The sequence below is a fragment of the Mesorhizobium sp. M1A.F.Ca.IN.022.06.1.1 genome, assembly GCF_003952605.1.
GTDB lineage: Bacteria > Pseudomonadota > Alphaproteobacteria > Rhizobiales > Rhizobiaceae > Mesorhizobium.
Window position 1 is genome coordinate 2,301,657 of sequence record NZ_CP034455.1, and the last position, 22,539, is coordinate 2,324,195.

Genomic DNA, 22,539 nt, shown 5'->3' on the forward strand with positions numbered 1-22,539 from the left:
TCACGCAACCTTCGACAGGACGCTGATATCGCATCTGGCGAGGCCATATCGCCAGCGATGGTTCGTCGCCGCGACACGGCTCTGGTAAAAAAGCGTGAGCTGTTCGCCCTCGATCATGACGGTCGAGTGACCGTTTTCTCCTGGCCCGCCTGGATCAAGAACCGGACCGATCGAAACGTACGGTCCGGTAACCTCGGCGGCGATGGCGAAAAACACGCGTTGTCGGCTGCCTCGCGCTCCCCGCGGAAGGAAGCACGTGGCGTTCAGAAGCACGCGGCCATCGGGGAGCTCGACCAGTTGGGCGCCTTCGATCCCCCACTCGTAGTCGGGATCATCGCGCGTATTGTGGTGTGGGATCTCACTATGGTCGAGGATCTTGCCCAGCCGCTTCCAAGGTCCGAACCACGAGTCCGACTGGCTGCGCGCCAGGTAGACATCGGGTTGCGGCACACGACTGAATTTCGGCATGCCGGAATAGACGATGTAGCGCTTGCCGCCGATGATCGCCGGATGCGGATCATAGATCCCATCTTCGTCCGTGCCAGGGATCGACAGGATTGCCGGGTTGAGCACCACCCAGTTGAAGCCATCATTCGACACCGCGTGCTCACAGCGGCCGCCGGACTTCATGAACTCGGTCTGGATGAACATGTGGAAGACGCCGAGCTCGTAGACAACACCGGGCGCGGCAACGCCCGATCCTGTGACAGGAAGCTCGATGGGCTCGTGCTCCGTCCAGGGACCATGCAGCTCCGGCGCGGTTGCGTGAAGTATCTTCCAGCTCTCGGTTGTTACCGTGCCGCTCGAGCCGAAGACGTGCCAAAGCCTGCCGTCAAAGACGGGGCATGGATCCTTAAGATCGTCCACCGCCTGCGGATGGAAGAGCGGGAACACATTCGTCTCGAACTCGATCTTCATCACCTGCCCCAGCAATTGCCGGCCGTTTGAGGCTCGTTTGGCTCCGGTCCAGGCGAATCGTTGGAGCCGTCGAACAGCTTAGCTGCCCATGCTACCGAAATACGGCCACCGAGTGACCGTCCCCAGGAACCTGCGTGCGAATCTTGGCTCCACCTCCCAAAGGGGCAGCAGCACCGCGGCATGATCCTTCGCTGCTTTAACGGTTCGCGGCTGGAACAAGTTATTCGACGGAAAGTTAGACGGAAAGGTGGATCTCGTCTCCGCTGCCTGCGATTAACAAATGTTAATCGCAATATAATTCGGCTGCCACTAGGGAAAATTTGTATGGACGCGGCAATAAGAATACCACCTCGCAGAAAAACCACGAAGACGCAAGACTTACTGATATGCTTCTCTCATTTACGATGGAATTTTGTCTATCAGCGTCCACAGCATATTCTTACCTTGGCCGCGAAGGAACATGAGATTATCTATTTCGAGGAACCTGTTTTCGAGGAGCGCTCGCATCCTTCGATGCGTTTCTCAGAGGTGGCGCCGGCAATTCGGGTCGCGACTCCTCTGCTTCCAATTGGCACAAGCCCGGCCAGAGCTGATGCCGTGCAGCGCAAATATCTCGACCGGATCATCGCTTCGACGCCGCACACTAACCTGACCGCCTGGTACTACACGCCCATGGCCCTACGCTTCAGCGCGCACATCAATTGCGATGTCTGCGTCTATGACTGCATGGACGAACTTTCGGCGTTCAAGAATGCGCCAACCGAGTTGGCCATGATGGAGCGAGCCCTCTTCGGGCGTGCCGACGTGGTCTTCACCGGCGGCTTGAGCCTCTTTGAAGCGAAGCGCTGCCAGCACCGTGCCATCTATCCGTTTCCGAGCAGCATCGACGTCAGCCACTTCCACAAGGCAAGGACACCCGGCAAGGACCCGGCCGATCAATTCGGCATTCCTCATCCACGGGTGGGCTTCTTCGGCGTCATCGACGAGCGCCTCGACATCGATCTCGTGGCCCAGGCCTCCAAGGCCATGCCGGACGTGCATTTCGTCATGCTCGGTCCGGTGGTCAAGATCGACCCGAGCAGCCTGCCGACAGCGGGCAATCTGCATTGGCTCGGCGGGAAAGCCTATGCCGATCTTCCAGATTATCTGCGCCACTGGGACGCCGGCTGGATGCCGTTCGCGCTCAACGAGGCCACACGCTTCATCAGCCCGACAAAAACGCCGGAGTTCCTCGCCGCTGGCCTGCCAGTGGTTTCAACAGCAATTGTCGATGTTGTGCGAACCTACGGCGCAGCCGGGCTCGTCGACATAGTGGACGCCGAGGACGTCGACATCAAGCTGCGATCCGTCCTTACCCAATCGCGCGAGGCGCGGCTTCAGCAGGTCGATGCCTATCTCCGGGACATGTCCTGGAAGCGCACATGGAATGGCATGGCCGCTCATATCAGGAACGCCAGTGCTCGGAAAAAGGTCGTCCCGTTCCGCAGGAGCGCCTGACCATGTTCGACTGGCTGATCGTCGGCGCCGGCTTCGCCGGCAGCGTTCTCGCCGAACGGATTGCCTCGCAGCGGGGAGAAAGCGTTCTCCTCATCGATCGCCGCAATCACATCGGGGGTAACGCCTATGACTGCTACGACGAAGCAGGCATCCTCATCCACCGCTACGGGCCGCACATATTCCATACAAATGCGCGGTCCATCGTGGATTATCTGTCACACTTCACGACATGGCGGCCGTATGAACATCGTGTGCTGGCGGCGGTCGACGGAATGCTTCTCCCGATCCCCATCAATCTCGATACGATCAACCGCCTCTATGGTCTCGATTTGGATCCGGTGGAACTGGAAGACTTCTTCGCGTCTCGCCGCGAGACCATCGAGGAAGTCCACACGGCCGAGGACGTCGTGGTCAGCACTGTCGGGCGGGAACTCTATGAGAAATTCTTCCGCGGCTACACCAGGAAGCAATGGGGCGTAGACCCCTCCCAGCTTAGCAAATCGGTAACCGCCCGGGTTCCGACCAGGACCAACCGCGACGACCGCTACTTCGGCGACAGCTTCCAGCACATGCCCGCGAACGGGTACACGCGCATGTTCGAGCGCATGCTCAACCATCCCAATATCAAGATCATGCTGCAGACGGATTATCGTGAGGTCCGGGACCGGATTCCGTTCCGCAAGCTGATCTACACCGGCCCTGTCGACGAATTCTTCGACTGGAGACTTGGCCGTCTGCCGTATCGCTCACTGCGTTTCGAGCACGTGACCGTCGAATGCGAACAGTTCCAGCCGGTCGCTGTGGTCAACTATCCGCAAACGGAGGACTTCACCCGGATCACCGAGTACAAGCATCTGACCGGCCAGAAGAACGCCCGGACAAGCCTCACCTATGAATACCCGACCGACATTGGCGATCCGTATTACCCGGTGCCCAGGCCGGAAAACGAAGCGCTCTACAAGCAATATGAAGCCTTGTCCGCCAGTCGCCCGGATGTCTGGTTTGTCGGCCGCCTTGCGACATACCGCTATTACAATATGGACCAGGTCGTGGGTCAGGCTCTGGCTACTTTCGCCCGCATTCAGAAGACGGTCCCAATTGGAGGCGCCTTGCAGCCGGCAATGGCTGTGCCGGGCTAAAGCCGCTTGCTACTCCGGCAAAGGCTGCGTGGGTCGAGAACGCTGGCCAAACAGCCTCTGCTGCCTCGCCAGTTCATCGGCCATGGGCTGACGGGTGCGGCGCGATCCATCCGCATGGATGACGGAGAAAAGGCCAACTTCGGCGTGGCGTGAATTGTCCCATCCAGGGTAAGCCGTAATCGGATAAAGGCAGATTCCCCCGACCGGCGCGCCTTGGCTCACGGCGTCCCGCACCTCGTCGCACACATAGTGAAGCCATGCCGGGCCTCCCGATCCTTCCGCACCGGTCTCTGCAATGTACATCGGCTGTCGGTAGCGTTGGGCGACCTCGACGAGCATTTCCGACAGAGCCCGGTATTCGTGATGCCCCATCGGGATTGTTGGCCCGTGCAGGTACCACTGATTGTGCGGGTAGAAATTCAGACCGATGACATCGATGAGATCTTCGCTGCCGCCAAGCTGCGGCTCGACGCGCCCCATCAGCATGTCGTACGCTTCGAACTGTCCTTGACGGACTTTTTCAGCCGCCCGCATTTCCGCGCGGCTTCGATCGCGCGGCGCGATGTGAATAAGCGGCTCGGCCCAGATGAACCGGCATTCTGGATCCGCTTGGCGCATGGCTCGTATGCCTTGCACGGCAGCCTTGACGAGGTGGCGTTTGAACCAACCCCTTCGCCTTGGGCCGGCCGGTGGAAAATAGCCCACTTCGACTGCCCAGGCGAAGAACGATATCTCGTTGATCGGGCAGACGAGCGCAGCCTTCCCGCTGACGGCCCGATGCAACCGGACAGCTTCCGCTGCGAAATCGGCATAGCGCTCGATCAGCTCCTTCCCGCCCTGGTCAAGATAATCGGGGGTTCCGTAGTGAAAGACATCCCAGATGACCTGAACGCCGGCGAGATTTGCCGCTTCGATCATCGGCGCCCAACTCGACCAATCGTACACGCCCGGCGCCTTCTCGATCAGGTGCCAGCGTAGCCCGTCACGAACAGTTCTGAGCCCAAGGTTCGCGCAGCCGCGATAGTCGCGTTCTGCGTGAGAATCATGGCCAGTCGCCCGCACGAGATCGAGACGCACGCCATCCTTTCGCCGGTGCGAGGAGCATTCGAAACCGCCCATGAAAAAACTGTCGAATGTGACCGCGCTGGCAGCCGGATTCACGTTTGGGCTAACGGCTTGCGGCACATTCCTACTCCTTGCATTGGCCGGCACGGTCGACCAACGGCCGAAACCCTCTTTGGGTTGGGCAAATTCTTCGTTCTTGCCGCGTGCTGAACGGCGTTCAGCCCAGCGTGATCTCCTGATCGTTCACAACCTCGGCCAGCCGACTGAGGAAACTCACGAGACCGACTTCCGGATCGTCGTTGTCGCCTGTGAGCACGGAGATACCCCAACGCCCCAGCACGGCTTCTTCGACGGGGTCTCGGCTCGCCATGAAAATGTATGACGGCGGCCGATCCGCCTCGTAGCCCGAACGGTTCCATGTCTGCCAAAGCCGATGCAACAGCAGCCGGATGTTCAGGTCCGAGAGACTATAGCCGACGAACAGAACCGTGCTGCCCAGCGCATCGGAACGAAACCGCACATCGAGCGGCGAATCGAAGGATAACCGATCGAGATAGTCGGTTTCCGTAAGGACCAGCGAGGAATCGTCATCGAAGTCGCCGTGGAATTTCACGATGCAAGCGACGTCCCGGCGAGCCTTCGAGACATCCCTAGCATTTGCCACCTTCACATATGCGCGGCCGTGTATCTCAAAGGCGACTTCGAGGTTCCGGTCATAGTTGGTGGTGTAGATCACCGGAAAATCCAGCGCGACGATCAGACGATGCAGTTCGGACTCCCGAATCTTCTCCCTCGTCACGGTCCAGTGCCTGTCCATCCAACTGCGCAACGGCCCGATGCTGCCATGCTTGATCCGGTAATACTCGGCCAGGGTTTGGAAGCGATCACGCGGTCTCGCGCCATCCAGGCCGAGTTCGCTCGCCATGCGTTCAATCAGCTTCTCCCAGGAAGGCAGCCCCACGCTCATCGAAACACCAGCTCCGACAAAGAGCACCGCATTGCGCTCTCGGATCGCTTTAGCGAGTGGAAGAATCGGGTCCTCGTTCATTGCCGAAGCTGAGTGGGCTGCCGGGGGTGGGGCATGACGCATACTTCCGAACCTGGAGGTGGATGAAGTGTTCCCCGCTCAGCCGTGAAAATCCAGAAGACGCCGATACTCAGGTCAGACTCGCCGAAAGCAATGCGCAGGCAGGGACAGGCGGCTTGGCTTCGGTCCCTCTCAGCATCGGCGAATCGCCAGCGCGACATCGGTCGCGAACGGTGGCACCTCCAGCTTCAACCTACCGTCCGCTTGCGCCCGCCATTCCGCCGCTTGCGTGCCGGCCGCAGTATCCCAGCCGACTATGCGGTAGCTACCCGGAGCCAGCCCAGGCAGGTCGATCATGACGGGCTCGGTTTGCGCGACGGCCCGCAGCATGCCGTTGGGCCCGATCGTCTCGCGGTGAACCAGCCAGGCCACCGCCTGGGCATCGTCGCCGCAGGCTACCGCCGCGACATCGGGGCGGGAAACCCGCACCCGGCCGCCGAGATGGACACGTCGGAACCGACGCCAGTCGATCAGCGGCAGGAAACCCGCCAGCGAGCGCTGCGCCCGCCGCATGCCGGGTGTGAGCACATGCGGCGTGCGGTTCGGCCAGCGCATACCGCCACCGGCACCGCCGGCAGCCAGGTGCGCCCATTGCATATGGCGGAAATATTCGTCATCGAACGGCTCCGGCAGCGTGATCTTCTTGTCCTTGAAGGTATGGATCGGGCCATGTTCGCTGTCGAGGAACGGGCGGCCATCGCGAGTTTCGGCCAAGGCCTCGCCGACGATCCGCCCCAGGCCGAGCGCCGGGGCCACTGTGTCGCTGGGATGATCGATCGTGCCCTCCTCGTAGATGTGGAGGGAGGCGAAGTCGAGATCCGGATGCCGGAAGATAGGTTCGCGGAGCGGCATGTGCGCCCGCCAGCGAAGCTCCGGTCCGAAGAGCGAAACCGTTTGCGGGTGGGAGCGGCCGTAGAGCGAAATCTCCAGCCGGCGAACGAAAGCACCGAGATCGTGGATGAAGTCGCCGAAATCGTCGGCGCTGCCTTCGGCCTGCTCGGGATGGATCTCGTTCCAGAGGTCCCAAGCGAAGAGCGCGCCGCTGCCGCCCCATCTGCGCACCGCGAATTCCAGCCTTGCCTTGATGGCGCGGCGCGTGGCCGTGCAGACCAGAAAGCGCGAGGGCTGATCCAGCGCGCCGCCGTTCCTCTGATTATAGGGGTGATGACGCCAGTGCCGCCACTGCCAAAATGTATCGAACGGGGTGAGCAGTATTCTCAAGCCGTGCTTTTCACAGAGACGAAAAAGATCGTCCCACAGCCGCACCATGGCAGGGACGAAGCGACCGAGCGGCCGCTCGAAGTAGCGGTGGCGGACCTGAGCATATTCCAGCATCAGCCTGAGGCAGGTGACGCCGCTTTGCCTAAGCCAGCGGAGGTGAGCCTCCACGCCGGCTATGTCCTTGCGCCGGAACAGCCCATTTAGCTCAGGCCAGCTTATCGCGTCATTCTGCCCGATCGGCATCCACGGCTCGCCGTCCTCAGTGGCGAAATACGAGCCGCTCACCGTGATCCACTGCAGACCCGCGGACCGGACAGCGAATACGCCCTCCGCGTCACTGGTCGTGCTTCCCGTTAATCCCGTATTGTCCAAGTGGCTTTCCGGTATTCCCCAAGGCACTCCAAACTGTCTCAGGGGAAAAATGTTCACCGGCGCCGGAGCAAAAATCGCAGCCCGCCCGGGCCTCATCGCCGAGAGAATGGCCCGTTATTAAAGAATAGCCAGCTGATCTGCTCCAGCTTCGCTCGACTGAAAACCCTAGCTAGGATCCGCTCGCCACCATCCCGGCCGTAGGGGCCTGGGCAGGCCACCGAAAGCCAACCAAGTCAAGTCATAGCGACGAGTAGAGATTCGCCGGCGGGATCTCGCCAACCAGGAAGGCCGGCTTCAGGCGATCCTCTGCTGAAGCTGCGGCATGTCTTCGCTCTTCCGCAGACCCGTTGCGACGACCGACACCCGAAACTTTCCGGCCAATGCCTGGTCGAAGATGGCGCCGACGATAATGTCGGCGTCGGCGTCGACCTCTTCCCGTATCCGTGTCGCGGCTTCGTCGACCTCGAAGAGCGTCATGTCCGTGCCGCCGCAGATCGATACCAGCAGGCCTCTGGCGCCCGTCATGGAAGCCTCATCGAGCAGCGGGTTGGCGATTGCTGCCTCGGCCGCCGTCCTTGCGCGGCCCTCCCCCGAGGCCTCACCGGTTCCCATCATCGCCCGGCCCATGTCCCGCATCACCGACTTCACGTCGGCAAAATCGAGATTGATCAGGCCTTCCTTCACGATGAGATCCGTGATGCAGCCGACACCGGCGTAGAGAACACGGTCCGCCATAGCGAAGGCATCGGCAAACGTCGTCCTGGCGTCGGCGACCCTGAAAAGGTTCTGGTTGGGGATGACGATCACGGTGTCGGCGCTTTCGCGAAGGCGTTCTATGCCCTCTTCGGCGGCCTGGGACCTGCGCTTGCCCTCGAACGTGAAAGGCTTGGTAACGACGGCCACCGTCAAAATGCCGGCATCGCGCGCCGCACGCGCAATGACGGGCGCGGCGCCAGTCCCGGTGCCGCCGCCCATGCCCGCCGTGATGAAACACATGTGCGTTCCCGCAAGATGATCCATGATCTCGTCGATGGATTCCTCGGCGGCCGCGCTGCCGAAGTGGGGGAGAGATCCGGCGCCCAAGCCTTCGGTCACATGCGCACCCAACTGGATCAGCCGCGGCGACTTCGACATGGTGAGCGCCTGGGCGTCGGTATTGGCGACGACGAACTCGACCCCCTGCAGGCCTTCAGCGATCATGTTGTTGACGGCGTTTCCGCCAGCGCCACCGACCCCCACAACGGTTAACTTAGGTCTCATCTCCAGGATTTCCGGCTTGGCGGTCATTGTGATCTCTCTACGGGACGCAGTGGCTGCGCCAGAGCAACTAGCAAACGAATCAGATGGTCCCGCCAAGATCAGGGAATCAGAGGACAGGCCTCGCCGCAAGGTCAAGCTGAGGGCGTCAAATCGCAAGTTTTGCTTCAGGAGCGCCGTGGTCCGAGCGCAACCTGCGTGAACCGGTGGGGGTGCTGGGGGCGACGAAAGACAAATGGTTCGCCGAAGCAACTCTTCCCTGAGATACGTCCGGGCCGCTTCGGACCGTCGCGCGGCCAGCATCGTTCGGAACTTACTGCGCAGTTGCCGGCAGAGCCGGAGACGTCCTGCTCACGAGGTTGATAAATCCCGCCGGCTCTCTAAGTTCGCCTTGGGACACCTTGACTTCGCGCTGGTCCGGCAAACGATCGGACTTAGGCGCAAGAACGGTGATTTGTCGATGACAAGCGCGGTGTCGGGCACCTTGGCGGCCCTTTTGTGCTTTCTGTCCCTGATCGCTGCTGCTCCGCGTGCGTTCGCCCAGCAACCGACCGTGCAGCCGGCCGGAGCGATCAAGCCGGACGAGAAGACAACCGAAATCAAGATAGGCTATTTACGGGCCTACGCGCCGCGCCTGACGCTTTCCCTGCTGGACGAGCCGCCGCGTGACGAAGGTGTCGCCGGCGCCAATGTCGCCATCGGCGACAACAACACCACGGGCAAGTTCATCAAGCAGAAATTCAGCCTCGATGTCACCGAGATAAAACCGGAAGCCGACGCGGTTCAGGCATTCAACGCGTTGATTGCCAAAGGCGAACGCTATGTCCTCGCGGACCTCTCGGCCAAGCAGCTGCTGTCTATCGCCGACATTGCCCGCGACAAGGGCGTGCTGATCTTCAACGTGGGCGCCACCGACGACAGACTGCGCGAGGAGGACTGCCGCATAAACGTCTTCCACATCGCGCCGACGCGAAGCATGCTCGCCGACGCTCTGGCGCAGTATCTGATGGTGAAGAAATGGCCGAACTGGGTGCTGCTCTACGGCTCGCATGATGAGGACCGCCTCTATGCCGACGCGTTGCGCCGCGCGGCAGCCCGCTTCGGCGGACAGATCGTCGCGGAGAAAGAATTCAAGGATACCGGGACGGCGCGCCGCACTGACACCGGGGCGACGCAGATACAGCAACAGATTTCGGTATTCACGCAAGACCTGCCGGAGCATGACGTGCTGCTTGTGGCCGATGAAAGCGAGGTGTTCGGGACCTACGTGCCCTACCGCAGCTGGACGCCGCGGCTCGTCGCAGGCACGGCCGGTCTTGTGGCATCGTCATGGCATCCCGCGAGTGAACAGTGGGGCGGCATTCAAATGCAAAATCGCTTCCTGAAGACGGCAGGCCGGCGAATGATGTCCAAGGACATGTCGGCCTGGACGGCCGCGCGGGCCGTCGGCGAAGCCACTACGCGCACCAATGGCGACGATCCGAAAAAGATCAGCGATTACATCCGCTCGGACGACTTCTCGGTCGCCGCCTTCAAGGGACAGAAGCTGACCTTCCGCAAATGGAACCTCCAGCTTCGCCAGCCGATCCTGCTTGGCGATGCCAAATCGGTCGTCTCGACATCTCCCCAGGAGGGCTATCTCCACCAAGTCTCCGAACTCGACACCCTCGGCATCGATCAGCCGGAAACGAAATGCGTTCTCAGGTAGCGCCGATCGGGAGGAATTCGTGCAGAGCCGAGCTTGCGTACTCGCCATTCTCGCAACCGGCGTCATGGCCGGCCCGGCATCGGCCTACACGGCCTACGTCTCAAACGAGAAGGACAATACGATCACCGTCGTCGATACGGCGACGATGCAGGTGGTCAAGACCGTCGACGTCGGCCAGAGGCCGCGCGGCATCACAATCTCGCACGACGGCAAGTTCATCTATTTGTGCGCCAGCGACGACAATACGATCCAAATCATCGATACCACGACGCTGCAGGTCGTCGGCACCCTGCCCTCCGGCGACGATCCCGAATTGTTCGTGCTTTCGCCAGACGGCAAGACGCTTTACGTCGCCAACGAAAACGACAATCTGGTCACCGCGATCGACCTCGACAGCAAGCAAGTCAAGTCCGAGATCCCGGTCGGCGTGGAGCCCGAAGGCATGGCCGTCAGCCCCGACGGCAAGACCCTGGTCAACACCTCGGAGACCACCAGCATGGCGCATTTCATCGACACCGAGAGCCATGAGGTAACCGACAACGTGCTGGTCGACACGCGCCCGCGCTTCGCCGCGTTCAAGCCCGACGGCTCGCAGGTCTGGGTCAGTGCCGAGATCGGCGGCACCGTCAGCGTCATCGACAACGCCAAGCGCCAGGTCGTGAAGAGGATCAAGTTCGCGATTCCCGGACTGCGAGCCGAAACCATCCAGCCGGTCGGCATCGCCATCAGCGCCAACGGGAAGAAGGCTTATATCGCGCTCGGCCCGGCGAACCATGTCGCAGTGATCAACACCGAAACCTACGAGGTTGAAAAATACATCCTCGTCGGACAGCGCGACTGGCATCTGGACTTCACCCCCGATCAGAAGACACTGATCACAACGAACGGCAATTCCAACGACATCACTTTCATCGATACGGCGACCGAGGAGCCGGTTCAGTCGGTCACCGTGGGTCAGCAGCCGTGGGGGGTGGTCATATCGCCCAAGTAGAAAAGCAGCCGGAAGATTAGGCCATGAAGCCGGGCCAAAGACGTCGACCGCGCTAGATAAGCACCCTCAAGGAGCATCCATGCAGCATGCGAGGACGGCGAAAACGGGGACCGGAGCGGCGGCACTCGATGTCGCCGGCGTCAGCCATTCCTATGGCCCGAAGCGGGCGCTCAACGACGTCTCGTTCTCGATCGCGCCGGCGACTTTCACCGCCCTTCTCGGTCTCAACGGCGCCGGCAAGACGACCCTTTTCTCGCTGATCAGCCACCTCTACGACACGCGCCAGGGATCGATCCGCATCTTCGGCCATGACGTCAGCCGTGCGTCCGGCGAGGCGCTCAGGCGGGTCGGCATTGTGTTCCAGGCGCGCACGCTCGACCTCGACCTGAGCGTATACCAGAACCTCTCCTATCACGCCTCGCTGCACGGCATCGGACGGCACGAAGCCCGACAGCGCATTGCAGCGATGATCCAGACAGTCGACATGCAAGGCCGTCAGCATGACAAGGCTCGCAGCCTTTCCGGCGGCCAGATGCGGCGCATCGAGATCGCCCGGGCGCTGCTCCATCGCCCGTCCCTGCTGCTGCTCGACGAGGCGACGGTGGGTCTCGACATCCAGTCGCGCGCGGGCATTCTCGCCACCATCCGCAAGCTGGTCGAAACCGAGGGCATCGGCGTGCTTTGGGCCACCCACCTGATCGACGAGGTTGAAGATGGCGACCATGTCGTCGTGCTGCGGCAAGGTGACCTGGTCGCCAAAGGCAAAGTGGCCGACGTGGTCAAAGCGAGTGGTGCCGCGTCGATCCGCGACGCCTTTTCCAGACTCAGCCGCGGCGAAGCAGCCGGCCAGGCGGAGATCTCGCCATGAGCACTCCCGCAATGCCGGAAAAGGTCGCCGCCGTCACCCCGGTGAAGTCCGACGCGTTCGGCTTTCGTCACTACCTCATCTGCCTCAAAGGCGTCGTCGTGCGGGAAGGGCTGCGCTTCCTGCACCAGCGCGAGCGCTTCATCTCGTCGCTGGTGCGACCGCTCGTCTGGCTGTTCATTTTTGCCGCCGGGTTCCGGCAGGTGCTCGGTGTCTCGATCATCCCGCCCTACAAGACCTACGTGCTCTACGAGGTCTACATCACGCCGGGCTTGTGCGGCATGATCCTGCTGTTCTCGGGCATGCAGTCTTCGCTGTCGATGGTCTACGACCGTGAGATGGGCAATATGCGCATCCTGCTGGTCAGCCCATTTCCCCGCTGGTATCTGCTGGTGTCGAAGATGCTCGCCGGCGTCTCCGTGTCGATCGCGCAGGTTTATGCCTTTCTGATCGTTGCATGGTTCTGGGGCGTCAAGGCGCCGCCGCTCGGTTACCTATTCGTGCTGCCGGCCCTGTTCCTGTCGGGGATGATGCTTTGCGCGCTCGGCATGCTCCTGTCCTCGATGATCAAGCAGCTCGAGAATTTTGCCGGGATCATGAACTTCGTGATCTTTCCCGGCTATTTCGCGTCGCCGGCGCTCTATCCTTTGTGGCGCATCCAGGAAGCGAGCCCGCTGCTTTACAAGCTCTGCCTCGCCAACCCCTTTACCTATGCCGTCGAGCTGATCCGCTTCGCCTTCTACGGGCAGATCGATTGGGTGTCGCTGGGCGTCGTCGCCGGCTGCACGCTGCTGTTTCTCGGGGGGCCATCATCGCTTATGACCCTTCGCGCGGACTGATAACCCGCAAACAAGGCGCGGGAGGAAACGGTTGATGGAACGGATGCGCCTGGTTCGCAGCCTGGTGCGGCTGTCATGCTCATGCCCCACGCCGGCGCCACGGCCGCGAACACCGATCCGGACTGGGCCCTGCATGCAGCGCAAGGTGCCGCAACTGGTCGCCGGGGTGAGCTTGATCGAACGGGAGAGACACGAAGCTAAGGAACTCATCCCTGAGCTAGGCAGTTGTGTTTTGTTCCTGGGTTTTGGCTGTTTGAGAACCCAGCGTTTCATTTGTCCGTTTGTGAGGTGATGGATGAGCCATTGCATTGCCCGCAATGGCGCCAATGAGGGCCGGTCCCTTCGGGCTGGCTAAAGAGGAGAATGCAATGAAGAAGAAGAGCTGGAAGAAACCGACGATGTGCCAGGTTGCCGCGGGCTTCGAGATTTCGCGGTATCTGCCTGCTGAAACGCCTCCCAGGAAGTAGGCCGCAGAGCTGCGTGTCCCTGGCTGTGGGGGCATGCATCCCCTTGCCGCTTGAGGTCGTCGAGACGGGGGCTGCCGCGGGAAGCGCGGGCGCGAAGCCGTTTGCCACCGAGAATTTGGCGCCGGTCAAATGGGCCGCAGAGCAGGCATCGCCATGCGCGTGAAGATCATAGGATCGGCGGCGGGAGGCGGCTTTCCGCAATGGAACTGCAACTATCGCCTGAGCCGCTCGGCTCGGAGCGGCATGGCCGGCGTGCATTCGCGGACCCAGTCGTCCATTGCCGTATCGGCTGACGGGACAGGCTGGGTTCTGTTCAACGCGTCGCCCGACATTGGCCGGCAGATTGCGCAAACGCCCGAACTGCAGCCCGCGGCCGATGCGCCGCTGCGCTCGACGCCCATCCGCGCGGTCGTGCTGACGAATGGCGACGTCGACCATGTCGCCGGCCTGCTCAGCCTGCGGGAGCGGCAGCCCTTCGCAATCTATGCAACGGCACAGGTGCTGGCGACGCTGGCGGCGAATTCGATCTTCAACGTTCTCGATCCGGCGATCGTGCCGCGCCGCCTTCTGGCGCCAACGGAGCAAGTGGCGATCTGCAACGCGGACGGCCAGCAGACCGGCGTGGTCGTCGACGCCTTTCCCGTGCCCGGCAAGATCGCGCTCTATCTCGAGCAAAGAGGCGATCCAAGCGCCGATTTCAGCTCCGACACGGGCGCCACGATCGGCGTGCGTATCAGCGGGGCTGGAAGTCGCGCTGCTTTCTTTTACATTCCCGGCTGCGCGGGCATCGATGCCGCCCTGCGCACGCGTCTGGCGGACGCCGCCTGCCTTCTGTTCGACGGCACTGTCTATACAGACGACGAGATGATCATCGCCGGCGTCGGCCAGAAGACCGGTGCGCGCATGGGGCACATCGCAATGTCTGGAGAAGCGGGTTCGATCGCCGCCTTGGCCGATGTGAGGACCGGCCGCCGCGTCTTCATCCACATCAACAATACCAATCCTGTTCTCGACGAGAGTTCCGCCGAACACGCGGCGGTCAGAGCGGCTGGCTGGGAAATCGGGAGCGACGGAATGGAGATCGAACTTTGAGCGACTTCCACGACGCGGCGCGACATGGTCTGTCCAAGAGCGAGCTCGAGGCCGTGCTGCGGCAGGTCGGCGCCGAGCGTTATCACAACCGCCATCCCTTTCATCACAGGATGACCAGTGGCGTGCTGACGAAGGCCGAAATGCAGGCCTGGGCATTGAACCGCTACTGCTACCAGGCCGTCATTCCGCGCAAGGACGCCATGATCCTGGCGCATGCCGAGGATCCGGCGTTTCGCGCCGCCTGGCGCAAACGCATCGAGGATCACGACGGCGAGGACGGCTGGAGCGGCGGCATCGCGCGCTGGCTGCATCTGGCGACCTCGCTCGGGCTCGATGCCGAAGCCGTCAAGAGCGAAAGGCTGGCGCTGCCGGCGACCCGCTTCGCCGTCGGCGCCTACCTTTCCTTCTGCACGAACCGCACGCTGCTCGAGGCGGTGGCATCGTCGCTGACCGAGATGTTCTCGCCGATCATCATCGGCGAGAGAGTGCCGGCGATGCTGGCCAAATACGACTACATCACCGACGACACGCTGGCCTATTTCAGCCGGCGGCCGGAACAGGCGTCGCGCGACGCCGACTTCGCCCTCGCCTATGTGCTGAGCCACGCCGACACGGCCGAGCGCCAGCAGCGGGCGATCGATGCGCTGGTGTTCAAATGCGATATATTGTGGGCGATGCTCGATGCACTTCAACATGCCTATGGCGCGCCGGGAAACGTCCCTCCGGGCGCCTTCCAGCCGGAGGCAACCCGATGATGGCGCTGCGCGAGAGAGCCATCGTCTCCTTGCAATCAATGCCATCGCTGCCGAGGCACGTGCGTATTCAGTACGACCCCGTGCGGCAGGCCTTCGCCGTGCTTTCGCCGGAAAAGGTATTCTGGCCGAACGATATCAGTCTCGACATATTGCGCCGCTGCGACGGGCGGTCCGCGGTCGGCTACATCATCGCTGGTCTTGCGGCCGATTACGATGCTGAACAGGAGGCCGTAGCGGCCGATGTCATCGCCTTCCTGCAGGAATGGTCGGACAAGCTGTTGGTGAAGCTATGAGCGAGCCGCTTCTGCCTCCGATCGGCATGCTGGCGGAACTGACGCATCGCTGCCCGCTGCAGTGCCCTTATTGCTCCAATCCGCTCGAATTGCTCAAGGCCGATCGTGAGCTCGACACCCAGACCTGGCTCGATCTTTTCTCGCAGGCCGCCGATCTCGGCGTTCTGCAGGTGCATCTGTCGGGCGGCGAGCCGACGCTGCGCCGCGATCTCGAGCAATTGATCGCCGGGCTTTCGACGCGCGGCGTCTACAGCAATCTCATCACCGCCGGCATCAACATTGCCGAGGGCCGCATCGAGGTCTTTGCCGAAGCCGGGCTCGACCACCTGCAGCTGAGCTTCCAGGGCGCCCGCCCGGCGACGACCGACCGTATCGGCAACCACAGCGGCAGCCACGAAAAGAAGCTGGAGACGGCACGCCGCGCCCGCGCGGCCGGGCTGCCGCTCACCATCAATGCGCCGATCCATCGCCACAACATCGAGGAAGTGCCGGAATTCATCGACCTGGCTCTTTCGCTGGACGCCGAGCGGCTCGAGATCGCCAATGTGCAGTATGCCGGCTGGGCGCTGGCCAATCGCAATAACCTGATGCCCGAACGCGCCGCCGTCGAACGGCAGGTGGAGATCGTCGCGGCGGCGCAAGCACGGCTTGCCGGCGTCATCAACATCGATTTCGTCCCGCCGGACTATTTCGCCGTCTATCCCAAGCCGTGCATGGGCGGCTGGGCGCGCGACGCCTTCATGGTGACGCCCGACGGCACGGTGCTGCCATGCCATGCCGCGCAGACCATTCCTGCGCTCCGCTTCGAGCGTTTCGGAGAGCGCTCGCTGTCTGAGATCTGGACCGATTCACCGGCATTCAATGCCTTTCGCGGTACCGAATGGATGCTGGAGCCGTGCCGAAGCTGCGAGCGGCGCGAGATCGATTGGGGCGGCTGCAGATGTCAAGCGATGGCGATTGCCGGCGATGCCGCTGCAACGGATCCGGTCTGCATCAAATCGCCGATCCATGCCCGGGTGGGCATGCTCACCGATGAAACGCAGCGCCCCGCGGCAGACAATGCGGCGGGCGAACCCTTCATTTACCGTCGGATAGGAGCTGTGGCGGAGCTCGCCTGACCGTCTTCTCGTAGGTGGTCCCCAATAGGATAAACCGGAATTCGGCATGGCGGGATTTGGGCGAAAGCGCGTCGCCTGAATCCGTTCCAGCGCGACACGCTTTAGAGAGGGTCAAGGCGGAGTTTGTCCCGGGCGATCTTCCAGGCGGATTCGACGTGGCGCCGTGCCGCGGCTTCCGCCTCCTGCGGCTTACGCGCCCGGATCGCCTCCATAATCGCGTTCATCTCGGCGATCGCCGGCTCGCGACGGTTTGCCGAGGCGATCGTCATCGAACGCAGCTGGTTGATGCGCACATTCAACCCGCTGACGATCTCCCAGGCGACACGCTTGTCCGCAGCCTCGAAAAGCGCTTCGTAGAACTTCGTCGTCGCGCGCATCACCGCCGGCGGCTTGCCCGAGGCCCAGGCCTCGAAGAGCTCGCCGAGGGCGTGCTCCAGTACGGCCAGTTGGCCATTGGTGGCCGATTGCGCGCAGGCGCGCGCCGCGATGCCCTCGAGCAAAGCCCTGAGCTCATAGATCTCGTCGGTGCGGCCGATATCCGGCTTGGCCACAGCTGGACCATGCCCAGGGATCATCTGCACAAGGCCTTCAGCCTCCAGTTGCCGGAGGACCTCGCGCACAACCGATCGGCTGACGCCGAGCTGGTCGCAAAGCGGCCGCTCGACCAGCCTTTCGCCGGGCTGAAAATGAAAATCCATTATGGCCTCGCGCATGCGCTCAAGGGCCAATGTTCTCAAGGTCTTGGCGCTGCGATCGATGCGAAGCGTGTCGTCCTGCATGTCTCTGCTCCCTTGGCCGCCACGAAAACAGATTCCATGGCAGGTTGACAAGGTATTTGGTGCTCCATACTATGGTATACCATAAGACGACAGAGAAGTTGGCGTTTCTCGAGCGCCACCTGACAGAGGTTTCCATGCAGCCGGCCATTCGCAAGATCGTCACTTACAGCGAGAACACGCTGATCGAAGGCGGCAAGGCAGCATCCAAGCCGCTGCGCCTGATCGGCGTCGCCGCCGTGCTGACGAACCCCTGGGCGGGTCGCGGCTTCATCGAGGATCTTTCGCCCGAGATCCGCGCCTTTGCGCCGGTGCTTGGAGAAACCCTGACCCGCGAGATCGTTGCCGCCGCCGGCTCGGCCGAGGCGATCGAGGGCTACGGCAAGGCCGCGATCTGCGGCACGTCGGGCGAGATCGAGCATGCCTCGGCGCTGATCCACACACTGCATTTCGGCAATCACTATCGCCGCGCCGTCGCCGCCAAGACCTATCTCGCCTTCACCAATCTGCGTGGTGGGCCGAACACACCGATCATGATTCCGCTGATGGACAAGAATGACGAGGGCCGCCGCTCGCACTATCTGACCGTGCATTTCCAGATCGGCGACGCACCGGCGCCGGACGAGTTGGTCGTGGCGCTCGGTGCTTCGATCGGCGGCCGTCCTCACCATCGCATCGGCGACCGCTATCAGGACCTCAAGGAAGTGGGCGACCTGCATGGCTGACGCCGTCGCACCTGGATGGACCCGGGCAGCCGCGCCCGATGGAACCGGCTTTATCCGCGCCGGATCGGGCGCGCCGGTGCTGTTCATCCACGGCGTCGGCATGAACGCGACGATCTGGCAGCCGCAGATCCAGCGGATGGCTGACCGCTTCGACCTGATCGCCATCGACATGCTTGGCCACGGCCGCTCGCCGCTGCCGCCGCAGGAGCCGGAACTCGCCGACTATGCCGCGCAGGCGATCCGGCTGCTCGATCATCTCGGCCTCGACAAGGTGTCCGTCGTCGGTCACTCGATGGGGGCTTTGGTCGCGCAGGAACTCGCGCTGCTAGCGCCGGAGCGCATCCGCCGTGTCGTGTCGCTCAACGCCGTGTTCCGTCGTCCGCCTGATCTGGCCCAAGCCGTGCTCGAGCGCGCGGCGGCGCTCACCGGCCACAGCGATGCGGCGGGGGTCGCCCAGACCATCGCCCGCTGGTTCGGCGATCCGGTTCCGGCCGAGCTCACGGCGGCGGCCGGGAAGGCGGCGGCAGCGTTGAGCGAGGTCGATCCCGAAGGCTACGCCCGCACCTATCGCCTGTTCGCCCGTGCCGACGGCGACCACGCCGAGCGCCTGCAGACCCTGGCCATGCCGGCGCTGTTCATCACCGGCTCCGAGGACAAGAACTCCTCGCCGGCAATGTCGGCCGCCATGGCCAGGCTCGCGCCGCATGGCCGCTGCACCGTTCTCGCCGGCCAAAGGCACATGATGGCGGCGGCGGCACCGGATCTCACCTCACGATGCATCGCCGAGTTCCTGAACGAAGGTGAAAGCCTGGAGCAAGGAGCAGCAGCGGACGCCAGCTTCGACAGCGGCGAGTTCCGGCGTGCGCTCGGCTCCTTCCTAACAGGCGTCACCATCGTCACCACGATCGGCGCGGAAGGCGAGCCGCGCGGGTTCACCGCCAACTCGTTCACATCGGTGTCGCTTGATCCGCCGCTGGTGCTGGTCTGCATCGCCCACAAGGCGCTCGGTCATCCGGTGTTCGCGACATCGAAGAGCTTCGCCATCAACATTTTGAACGAGACCCAGAAAGCGGCCTCCGGCATCTTCGCCTCGAAGGCAGCGGATAAATTCGCGTCGGTCGACTGGCGCCCGGGGAAGACCGGCAGTCCGGTTCTCGACGGCTCGGTCGCAACCTTCGACTGCGATATGGAGCGGTTGGTCGAGGCGGGCGACCATTCGATCCTGATCGGCCGCGTCCGCGACTTCCAGCACAATACCTCGCAGCCTCTCGGCTATTGCCGCGGCGCCTACATCACGCCCGGGCTCAGTCAGGAGGCGCTGGCCGCCGCCCAGCCCGGCACCGATGTCGGCGCCATTCTCGAAAACGGCGGCCGTATCCTGTTCCTCGAAACGCCAGACGGCTTCCTCGAACTGCCGCGCGGCCGGGGGCTGGGCTCGGCAAGCGACGGCAAGAGCCTCAACGGGCTTCTGGCCGCAAAGGCCATCGAGGCCCAGCTCGGCTTCCTCTTCGCCGTATGGGACGGCGCGGGCAATCCCTCGCGCACCCATGTTTACTATCGCGGTACCTTCGACGTGCCGGCTTCCAGCGATCGAGGCATCCGGCTGATCGACATCGACGCGATCGACGGCTTGAAGATCGCCGATCCGGCCATCCGCTCGATGCTCACCCGCTATGTGCGCGAATGCACTGAAGACGCATTCGGCGTCTATGTCGGCAACGAGGTCGAAGGCGAGGTAAGGCCGCTCGCCAGGACCGCCGCCCTCAATACAGGTGACCAGGGATGAAGTTCTCGCTCTTCGTGCATATGGAACGCTCGGATCTCGCCAAGCCGCATTCGGAGTTGTTGCGCGAGTTGGGTGAGCTGGTCCTGCTGGCGGAACAGGCGGGCTTCGAGACCGCCTGGATCGGCGAGCATCACGGGATGGAGTTCACCATCTCGCCCAATCCATTCATCAACATCGCCTATCTTGCGGCCAAGACCAGCCGCATCCGCCTAGGCACCGGAACCATCATCGCGCCCTTCTGGCACCCGATCAAGCTTGCCGGCGAGGCGGCGATGACCGACGTGATTGCCGGCGGCCGGCTCGACATCGGCATCGCCCGGGGCGCCTACAGCTACGAATATCAGCGCGTCTTCCCCGGGCTCGATGCCTGGGGCGCCGGGCAGCGCATGCGCGAGATCATTCCGGCGATCCGGGGTCTCTGGGAGGGCGACTACGAGCACTGCGGCGAATTCTGGCAGTTCCCGCCAACCACCTCCTCTCCCAAGCCGCTGCAAAAACCCTACCCGCCGATCTGGGTGGCGGCGCGCGATCCGAACTCGCACGACTTCGCTGTCGCCAACGGATGCAAGGTCCAAGTGACGCCACTGGCGTCCGGCGACGATGAGGTTGCAAGCCTGATGCAGCGGTTTAACGACGCCTGCGCCGCGCATCCTGAAATCCCGCGTCCGGAAATCATGCTCCTGATGCACACGTTCGTCGCCGAGGACGCCGCCGATGCCGATCGGCTGAGCCAGGATCTGTCGAACTTCTACTGCCAGTTCGGCGCCTGGTTCCAGAACAAGAAGCCGGTGCACCAGGGCATTTTGGAACCGCTGAGCGCCGAAGAGATCGCGGCCATGCCGCAATACGCGCCGGACAAGATGCGCCAGAACCTGGTGATCGGCGAGGCGCACGAGGTGGTCGCGCGGTTGAAAGCCTATGAGACGCTCGGCTTCGACCAGTACTCGATCTGGATCGACAGCGGCCTTTCGCACGAGCGCAAGAAGAAATCGCTGCAATTGTTCATCGACCGGGTGATGCCGGCCTTCATCTGATCGCGAACGAACGGGCAAGGCCATGACCGACGCCGCATTCAGGAACTTCATCGACGGCCGCTTCGACGAGCCGTCGGCCAGCTTCGACAGCGTCGATCCGTCGACCGGTGCGCCATGGGCGAAGATGCCGGCGGCGGATGAAGCCGATGTCGACCGCGCCGTCGAGGCCGCGCATCGTGCGCTGCGCACCGGCCCTTGGGCATCGATGACAGCAACCGCGCGAGGCAAGCTGCTGGTCAGGCTCGGCGACCTCGTGGCCGCCAATGCGGGTCGCCTGGCCGAGCTGGAGACGCGCGACACCGGCAAGATCATCCGCGAGACGCGCGCCCAGATCGCCTATGTCGGCGACTATTACCGCTACTATGGCGGGCTCGCCGACAAGCATGAAGGCGCGCATGTGCCGATCGACAAGGCCGATCTCGACGTCACCATCCGCCGCGAGCCGATCGGCGTCGTCGCCGCGGTGGTGCCGTGGAACTCGCAGCTCTTCCTCTCGGCGGTCAAGCTCGGCCCGGCGCTTGCCGCGGGCTGCACGGTGGTGCTCAAGGCCTCAGAGGACGGCCCGGCACCGTTGCTCGCCTTCGCCGAGTTGGTCAGCGAAGCAGGCTTTCCGGCCGGCACCGTCAATATCCTCACGGGCTTCGGCCAGGAGTGCGGACGGCGCCTGACCAGTCATCCGCTGGTCTCGCGCGTCGCTTTCACCGGCGGCCCGGCCACGGCGCGCGCCATCGTCAGGAACACGGCGGAAAACCTCGCGCACACGACGCTCGAGCTCGGCGGCAAGAGCCCGGTCGTCGTCTTCGCCGACGCCGACCTCGACAGCGCCGCCAATGCGGTCGTCGCCGGCATCTTTGCGGCGACCGGACAGAGCTGCGTCGCCGGTTCGTGCCTGCTGATCGAGCGTACCGTAAGACAAGAATTCCTTGGTCGGTTGAAGCGCAAGGCCGAAGCGATCCGCATCGGCGATCCTCAGGATCCGGCCACCGAGATGGGGCCGCTCGCGACCCTGCGCCAGCGCGACCGGATCGAGACCATCGTGGCCGAAAGCCTCGCCGCCGGGGGCACGCTGGTCACCGGCGGCAGGCGCCCCGACGCCGGCGCCGGCTTCTACTATGCGCCGACGATCATCGATGCCGGTGATAGCAACCTGCCCTGCGTACGCGAGGAATTGTTCGGGCCGGTGTTGAGCGTGCTCGCCTTCGACACCGAGGCCGAGGCATTGGCTCTAGCCAACGACACGCCCTTCGGTCTCGCCTCCGGCGTCTTCACCTCGAATCTCGGCAAGGCGCACCGCATGGCGCGCGACATCCGTGCCGGCGTCGTCTGGGTCAACACCTATCGCGCCGTGTCGCCGCTCGTTCCCTTCGGCGGCTACGGGTTGTCGGGTCTTGGCCGCGAAGGCGGGCTCGACGCCATCCGCGACTACACGCGCTCGAAATCGGTCTGGATCAAGACCTCGGACGAGCCGATTCCCGATCCCTTCGTCATGCGCTGAGAACGCATGCCGAGGGTGCAGCGACAAGAACAAGAAACG

The 22,539-nt window shown here is 63.0% G+C and carries 19 protein-coding genes and 1 pseudogene; 14 read left to right on the forward strand and 6 right to left on the reverse strand.

The genetic code is table 11. The features are described 5' to 3' along the window. Nucleotides 1-918 carry a hypothetical protein gene (locus EJ078_RS10940; RefSeq protein WP_067328531.1) on the reverse strand — a complete coding sequence of 306 codons (918 nt, stop codon included), beginning with the start codon at nt 916-918 and terminating at the stop codon, nt 1-3. Nucleotides 919-1,362: 444 nt separating this feature from the next. Here EJ078_RS10940 and EJ078_RS10945 point away from each other — a divergent pair, with 444 nt between their 5' ends. Next, nucleotides 1,363-2,415: a glycosyltransferase gene (locus EJ078_RS10945; protein WP_245322490.1), complete on the forward strand. Its 1,053-nt coding sequence runs from the start codon at nt 1,363-1,365 to the stop codon at nt 2,413-2,415. A 2-nt stretch (nt 2,416-2,417) separates the two neighbouring features. Then, nucleotides 2,418-3,554: a UDP-galactopyranose mutase gene (glf, locus tag EJ078_RS10950; RefSeq protein WP_066993849.1), complete on the forward strand. Its 1,137-nt coding sequence runs from the start codon at nt 2,418-2,420 to the stop codon at nt 3,552-3,554. A 9-nt stretch (nt 3,555-3,563) separates the two neighbouring features. Here glf and EJ078_RS10955 read toward each other — a convergent pair whose 3' ends face one another. The 4 genes from EJ078_RS10955 to ftsZ all read right to left on the reverse strand — a co-directional run bounded on the left by EJ078_RS10955 (nt 3,564) and on the right by ftsZ (nt 8,586). Beyond that, entirely contained in the window at nt 3,564-4,739 is a 1,176-nt protein-coding gene (locus EJ078_RS10955; RefSeq protein ID WP_127403477.1) for a beta-glucosidase, read from the reverse strand. Between the two features lie 97 nt (nt 4,740-4,836). Then, complete coding sequence (locus EJ078_RS10960; RefSeq protein ID WP_095829150.1) at nt 4,837-5,667, reverse strand: SIR2 family protein; 831 nt, start codon at nt 5,665-5,667, stop codon at nt 4,837-4,839. 171 nt (nt 5,668-5,838) lie between these two features. Further along, nucleotides 5,839-7,212: a hypothetical protein gene (locus EJ078_RS10965; RefSeq protein WP_206517771.1), complete on the reverse strand. Its 1,374-nt coding sequence runs from the start codon at nt 7,210-7,212 to the stop codon at nt 5,839-5,841. A gap of 381 nt (nt 7,213-7,593) precedes the next feature. After that, the gene (gene ftsZ / locus EJ078_RS10970) at nt 7,594-8,586 is read right to left on the reverse strand and encodes a cell division protein FtsZ (RefSeq protein ID WP_208721508.1); all 993 of its coding nucleotides are present in this window, start codon (nt 8,584-8,586) and stop codon (nt 7,594-7,596) included. 430 nt (nt 8,587-9,016) lie between these two features. Here ftsZ and EJ078_RS10975 point away from each other — a divergent pair, with 430 nt between their 5' ends. From EJ078_RS10975 to pqqE, 8 genes and pseudogenes are all read left to right on the forward strand, one after another. Then, a complete protein-coding gene (locus EJ078_RS10975) occupies nt 9,017-10,264 on the forward strand; it encodes an ABC transporter substrate-binding protein (protein ID WP_127213789.1) in 1,248 nt (415 codons plus the stop codon). Between the two features lie 19 nt (nt 10,265-10,283). Then, nucleotides 10,284-11,255, forward strand: a complete 972-nt coding sequence (locus EJ078_RS10980; RefSeq protein WP_127213790.1) for a YVTN family beta-propeller repeat protein — start codon at nt 10,284-10,286, stop codon at nt 11,253-11,255. Between the two features lie 79 nt (nt 11,256-11,334). Beyond that, nucleotides 11,335-12,123 (forward strand): ATP-binding cassette domain-containing protein, encoded by a 789-nt coding sequence (locus EJ078_RS10985; RefSeq protein ID WP_127213791.1) that lies wholly within the window; start codon nt 11,335-11,337, stop codon nt 12,121-12,123. Nucleotides 12,124-12,134: 11 nt separating this feature from the next. After that, nucleotides 12,135-12,994 (forward strand): annotated as a pseudogene (locus EJ078_RS10990) (ABC transporter permease). 585 nt (nt 12,995-13,579) lie between these two features. Next, nucleotides 13,580-14,518 (forward strand): pyrroloquinoline quinone biosynthesis protein PqqB, encoded by a 939-nt coding sequence (gene pqqB, locus EJ078_RS11000; RefSeq protein WP_095826076.1) that lies wholly within the window; start codon nt 13,580-13,582, stop codon nt 14,516-14,518. Further along, nucleotides 14,515-15,273 carry a pyrroloquinoline-quinone synthase PqqC gene (pqqC, locus tag EJ078_RS11005; RefSeq protein WP_095826027.1) on the forward strand — a complete coding sequence of 253 codons (759 nt, stop codon included), beginning with the start codon at nt 14,515-14,517 and terminating at the stop codon, nt 15,271-15,273. Before pqqB ends, pqqC begins: the two co-directional genes overlap by 4 nt. Continuing rightward, nucleotides 15,270-15,566: a pyrroloquinoline quinone biosynthesis peptide chaperone PqqD gene (gene pqqD / locus EJ078_RS11010; protein WP_127213794.1), complete on the forward strand. Its 297-nt coding sequence runs from the start codon at nt 15,270-15,272 to the stop codon at nt 15,564-15,566. The genes pqqC and pqqD overlap by 4 nt, the downstream gene beginning before the upstream one ends. Then, on the forward strand, nt 15,563-16,684 hold the full coding sequence (gene pqqE / locus EJ078_RS11015; protein ID WP_127403633.1) for a pyrroloquinoline quinone biosynthesis protein PqqE: 1,122 nt from the start codon (nt 15,563-15,565) through the stop codon (nt 16,682-16,684). Before pqqD ends, pqqE begins: the two co-directional genes overlap by 4 nt. 101 nt (nt 16,685-16,785) lie before the next feature. On the opposite strand, the gene EJ078_RS11020 is transcribed toward pqqE, so the two are convergent. Beyond that, complete coding sequence (locus EJ078_RS11020) at nt 16,786-17,463, reverse strand: GntR family transcriptional regulator (protein WP_127213796.1); 678 nt, start codon at nt 17,461-17,463, stop codon at nt 16,786-16,788. A 134-nt stretch (nt 17,464-17,597) separates the two neighbouring features. On the opposite strand from EJ078_RS11020, the gene EJ078_RS11025 reads away from it, so the two are divergent. The 4 genes from EJ078_RS11025 to EJ078_RS11040 are packed head-to-tail and all read left to right on the forward strand — an operon-like array spanning nt 17,598 to nt 22,500. Continuing rightward, the gene (locus EJ078_RS11025) at nt 17,598-18,185 is read left to right on the forward strand and encodes an amino acid synthesis family protein (protein WP_067328500.1); all 588 of its coding nucleotides are present in this window, start codon (nt 17,598-17,600) and stop codon (nt 18,183-18,185) included. Next, nucleotides 18,178-19,971, forward strand: coding sequence for an alpha/beta fold hydrolase (locus EJ078_RS30715; RefSeq protein ID WP_127213797.1), 1,794 nt, complete (start codon nt 18,178-18,180; stop codon nt 19,969-19,971). The genes EJ078_RS11025 and EJ078_RS30715 overlap by 8 nt, the downstream gene beginning before the upstream one ends. Next, nucleotides 19,968-21,005, forward strand: a complete 1,038-nt coding sequence (locus EJ078_RS11035; protein ID WP_127213798.1) for an LLM class flavin-dependent oxidoreductase — start codon at nt 19,968-19,970, stop codon at nt 21,003-21,005. The genes EJ078_RS30715 and EJ078_RS11035 overlap by 4 nt, the downstream gene beginning before the upstream one ends. Before the next feature lie 22 nt (nt 21,006-21,027). Next, nucleotides 21,028-22,500: an aldehyde dehydrogenase gene (locus EJ078_RS11040; protein WP_127213799.1), complete on the forward strand. Its 1,473-nt coding sequence runs from the start codon at nt 21,028-21,030 to the stop codon at nt 22,498-22,500. The last annotated feature ends 39 nt before the right edge of the window (nt 22,501-22,539 follow it).

Bases quoted from the DNA above. Each gene is read 5' to 3' on its own strand.
- EJ078_RS10940 (WP_067328531.1), bottom strand. From the start codon at position 918: ATGAAGATCGAGTTCGAGACGAATGTGTTCCCGCTCTTCCATCCGCAG.
- glf (WP_066993849.1), top strand. From the start codon at position 2,418: ATGTTCGACTGGCTGATCGTCGGCGCCGGCTTCGCCGGCAGCGTTCTC.
- EJ078_RS10960 (WP_095829150.1), bottom strand. From the start codon at position 5,667: ATGAACGAGGACCCGATTCTTCCACTCGCTAAAGCGATCCGAGAGCGC.
- ftsZ (WP_208721508.1), bottom strand. From the start codon at position 8,586: ATGACCGCCAAGCCGGAAATCCTGGAGATGAGACCTAAGTTAACCGTT.
- EJ078_RS10975 (WP_127213789.1), top strand. From the start codon at position 9,017: ATGACAAGCGCGGTGTCGGGCACCTTGGCGGCCCTTTTGTGCTTTCTG.
- EJ078_RS10985 (WP_127213791.1), top strand. From the start codon at position 11,335: ATGCAGCATGCGAGGACGGCGAAAACGGGGACCGGAGCGGCGGCACTC.
- pqqB (WP_095826076.1), top strand. From the start codon at position 13,580: ATGCGCGTGAAGATCATAGGATCGGCGGCGGGAGGCGGCTTTCCGCAA.
- pqqD (WP_127213794.1), top strand. From the start codon at position 15,270: ATGATGGCGCTGCGCGAGAGAGCCATCGTCTCCTTGCAATCAATGCCA.
- pqqE (WP_127403633.1), top strand. From the start codon at position 15,563: ATGAGCGAGCCGCTTCTGCCTCCGATCGGCATGCTGGCGGAACTGACG.
- EJ078_RS11020 (WP_127213796.1), bottom strand. From the start codon at position 17,463: ATGCAGGACGACACGCTTCGCATCGATCGCAGCGCCAAGACCTTGAGA.
- EJ078_RS11025 (WP_067328500.1), top strand. From the start codon at position 17,598: ATGCAGCCGGCCATTCGCAAGATCGTCACTTACAGCGAGAACACGCTG.
- EJ078_RS30715 (WP_127213797.1), top strand. From the start codon at position 18,178: ATGGCTGACGCCGTCGCACCTGGATGGACCCGGGCAGCCGCGCCCGAT.
- EJ078_RS11035 (WP_127213798.1), top strand. From the start codon at position 19,968: ATGAAGTTCTCGCTCTTCGTGCATATGGAACGCTCGGATCTCGCCAAG.
- EJ078_RS11040 (WP_127213799.1), top strand. From the start codon at position 21,028: ATGACCGACGCCGCATTCAGGAACTTCATCGACGGCCGCTTCGACGAG.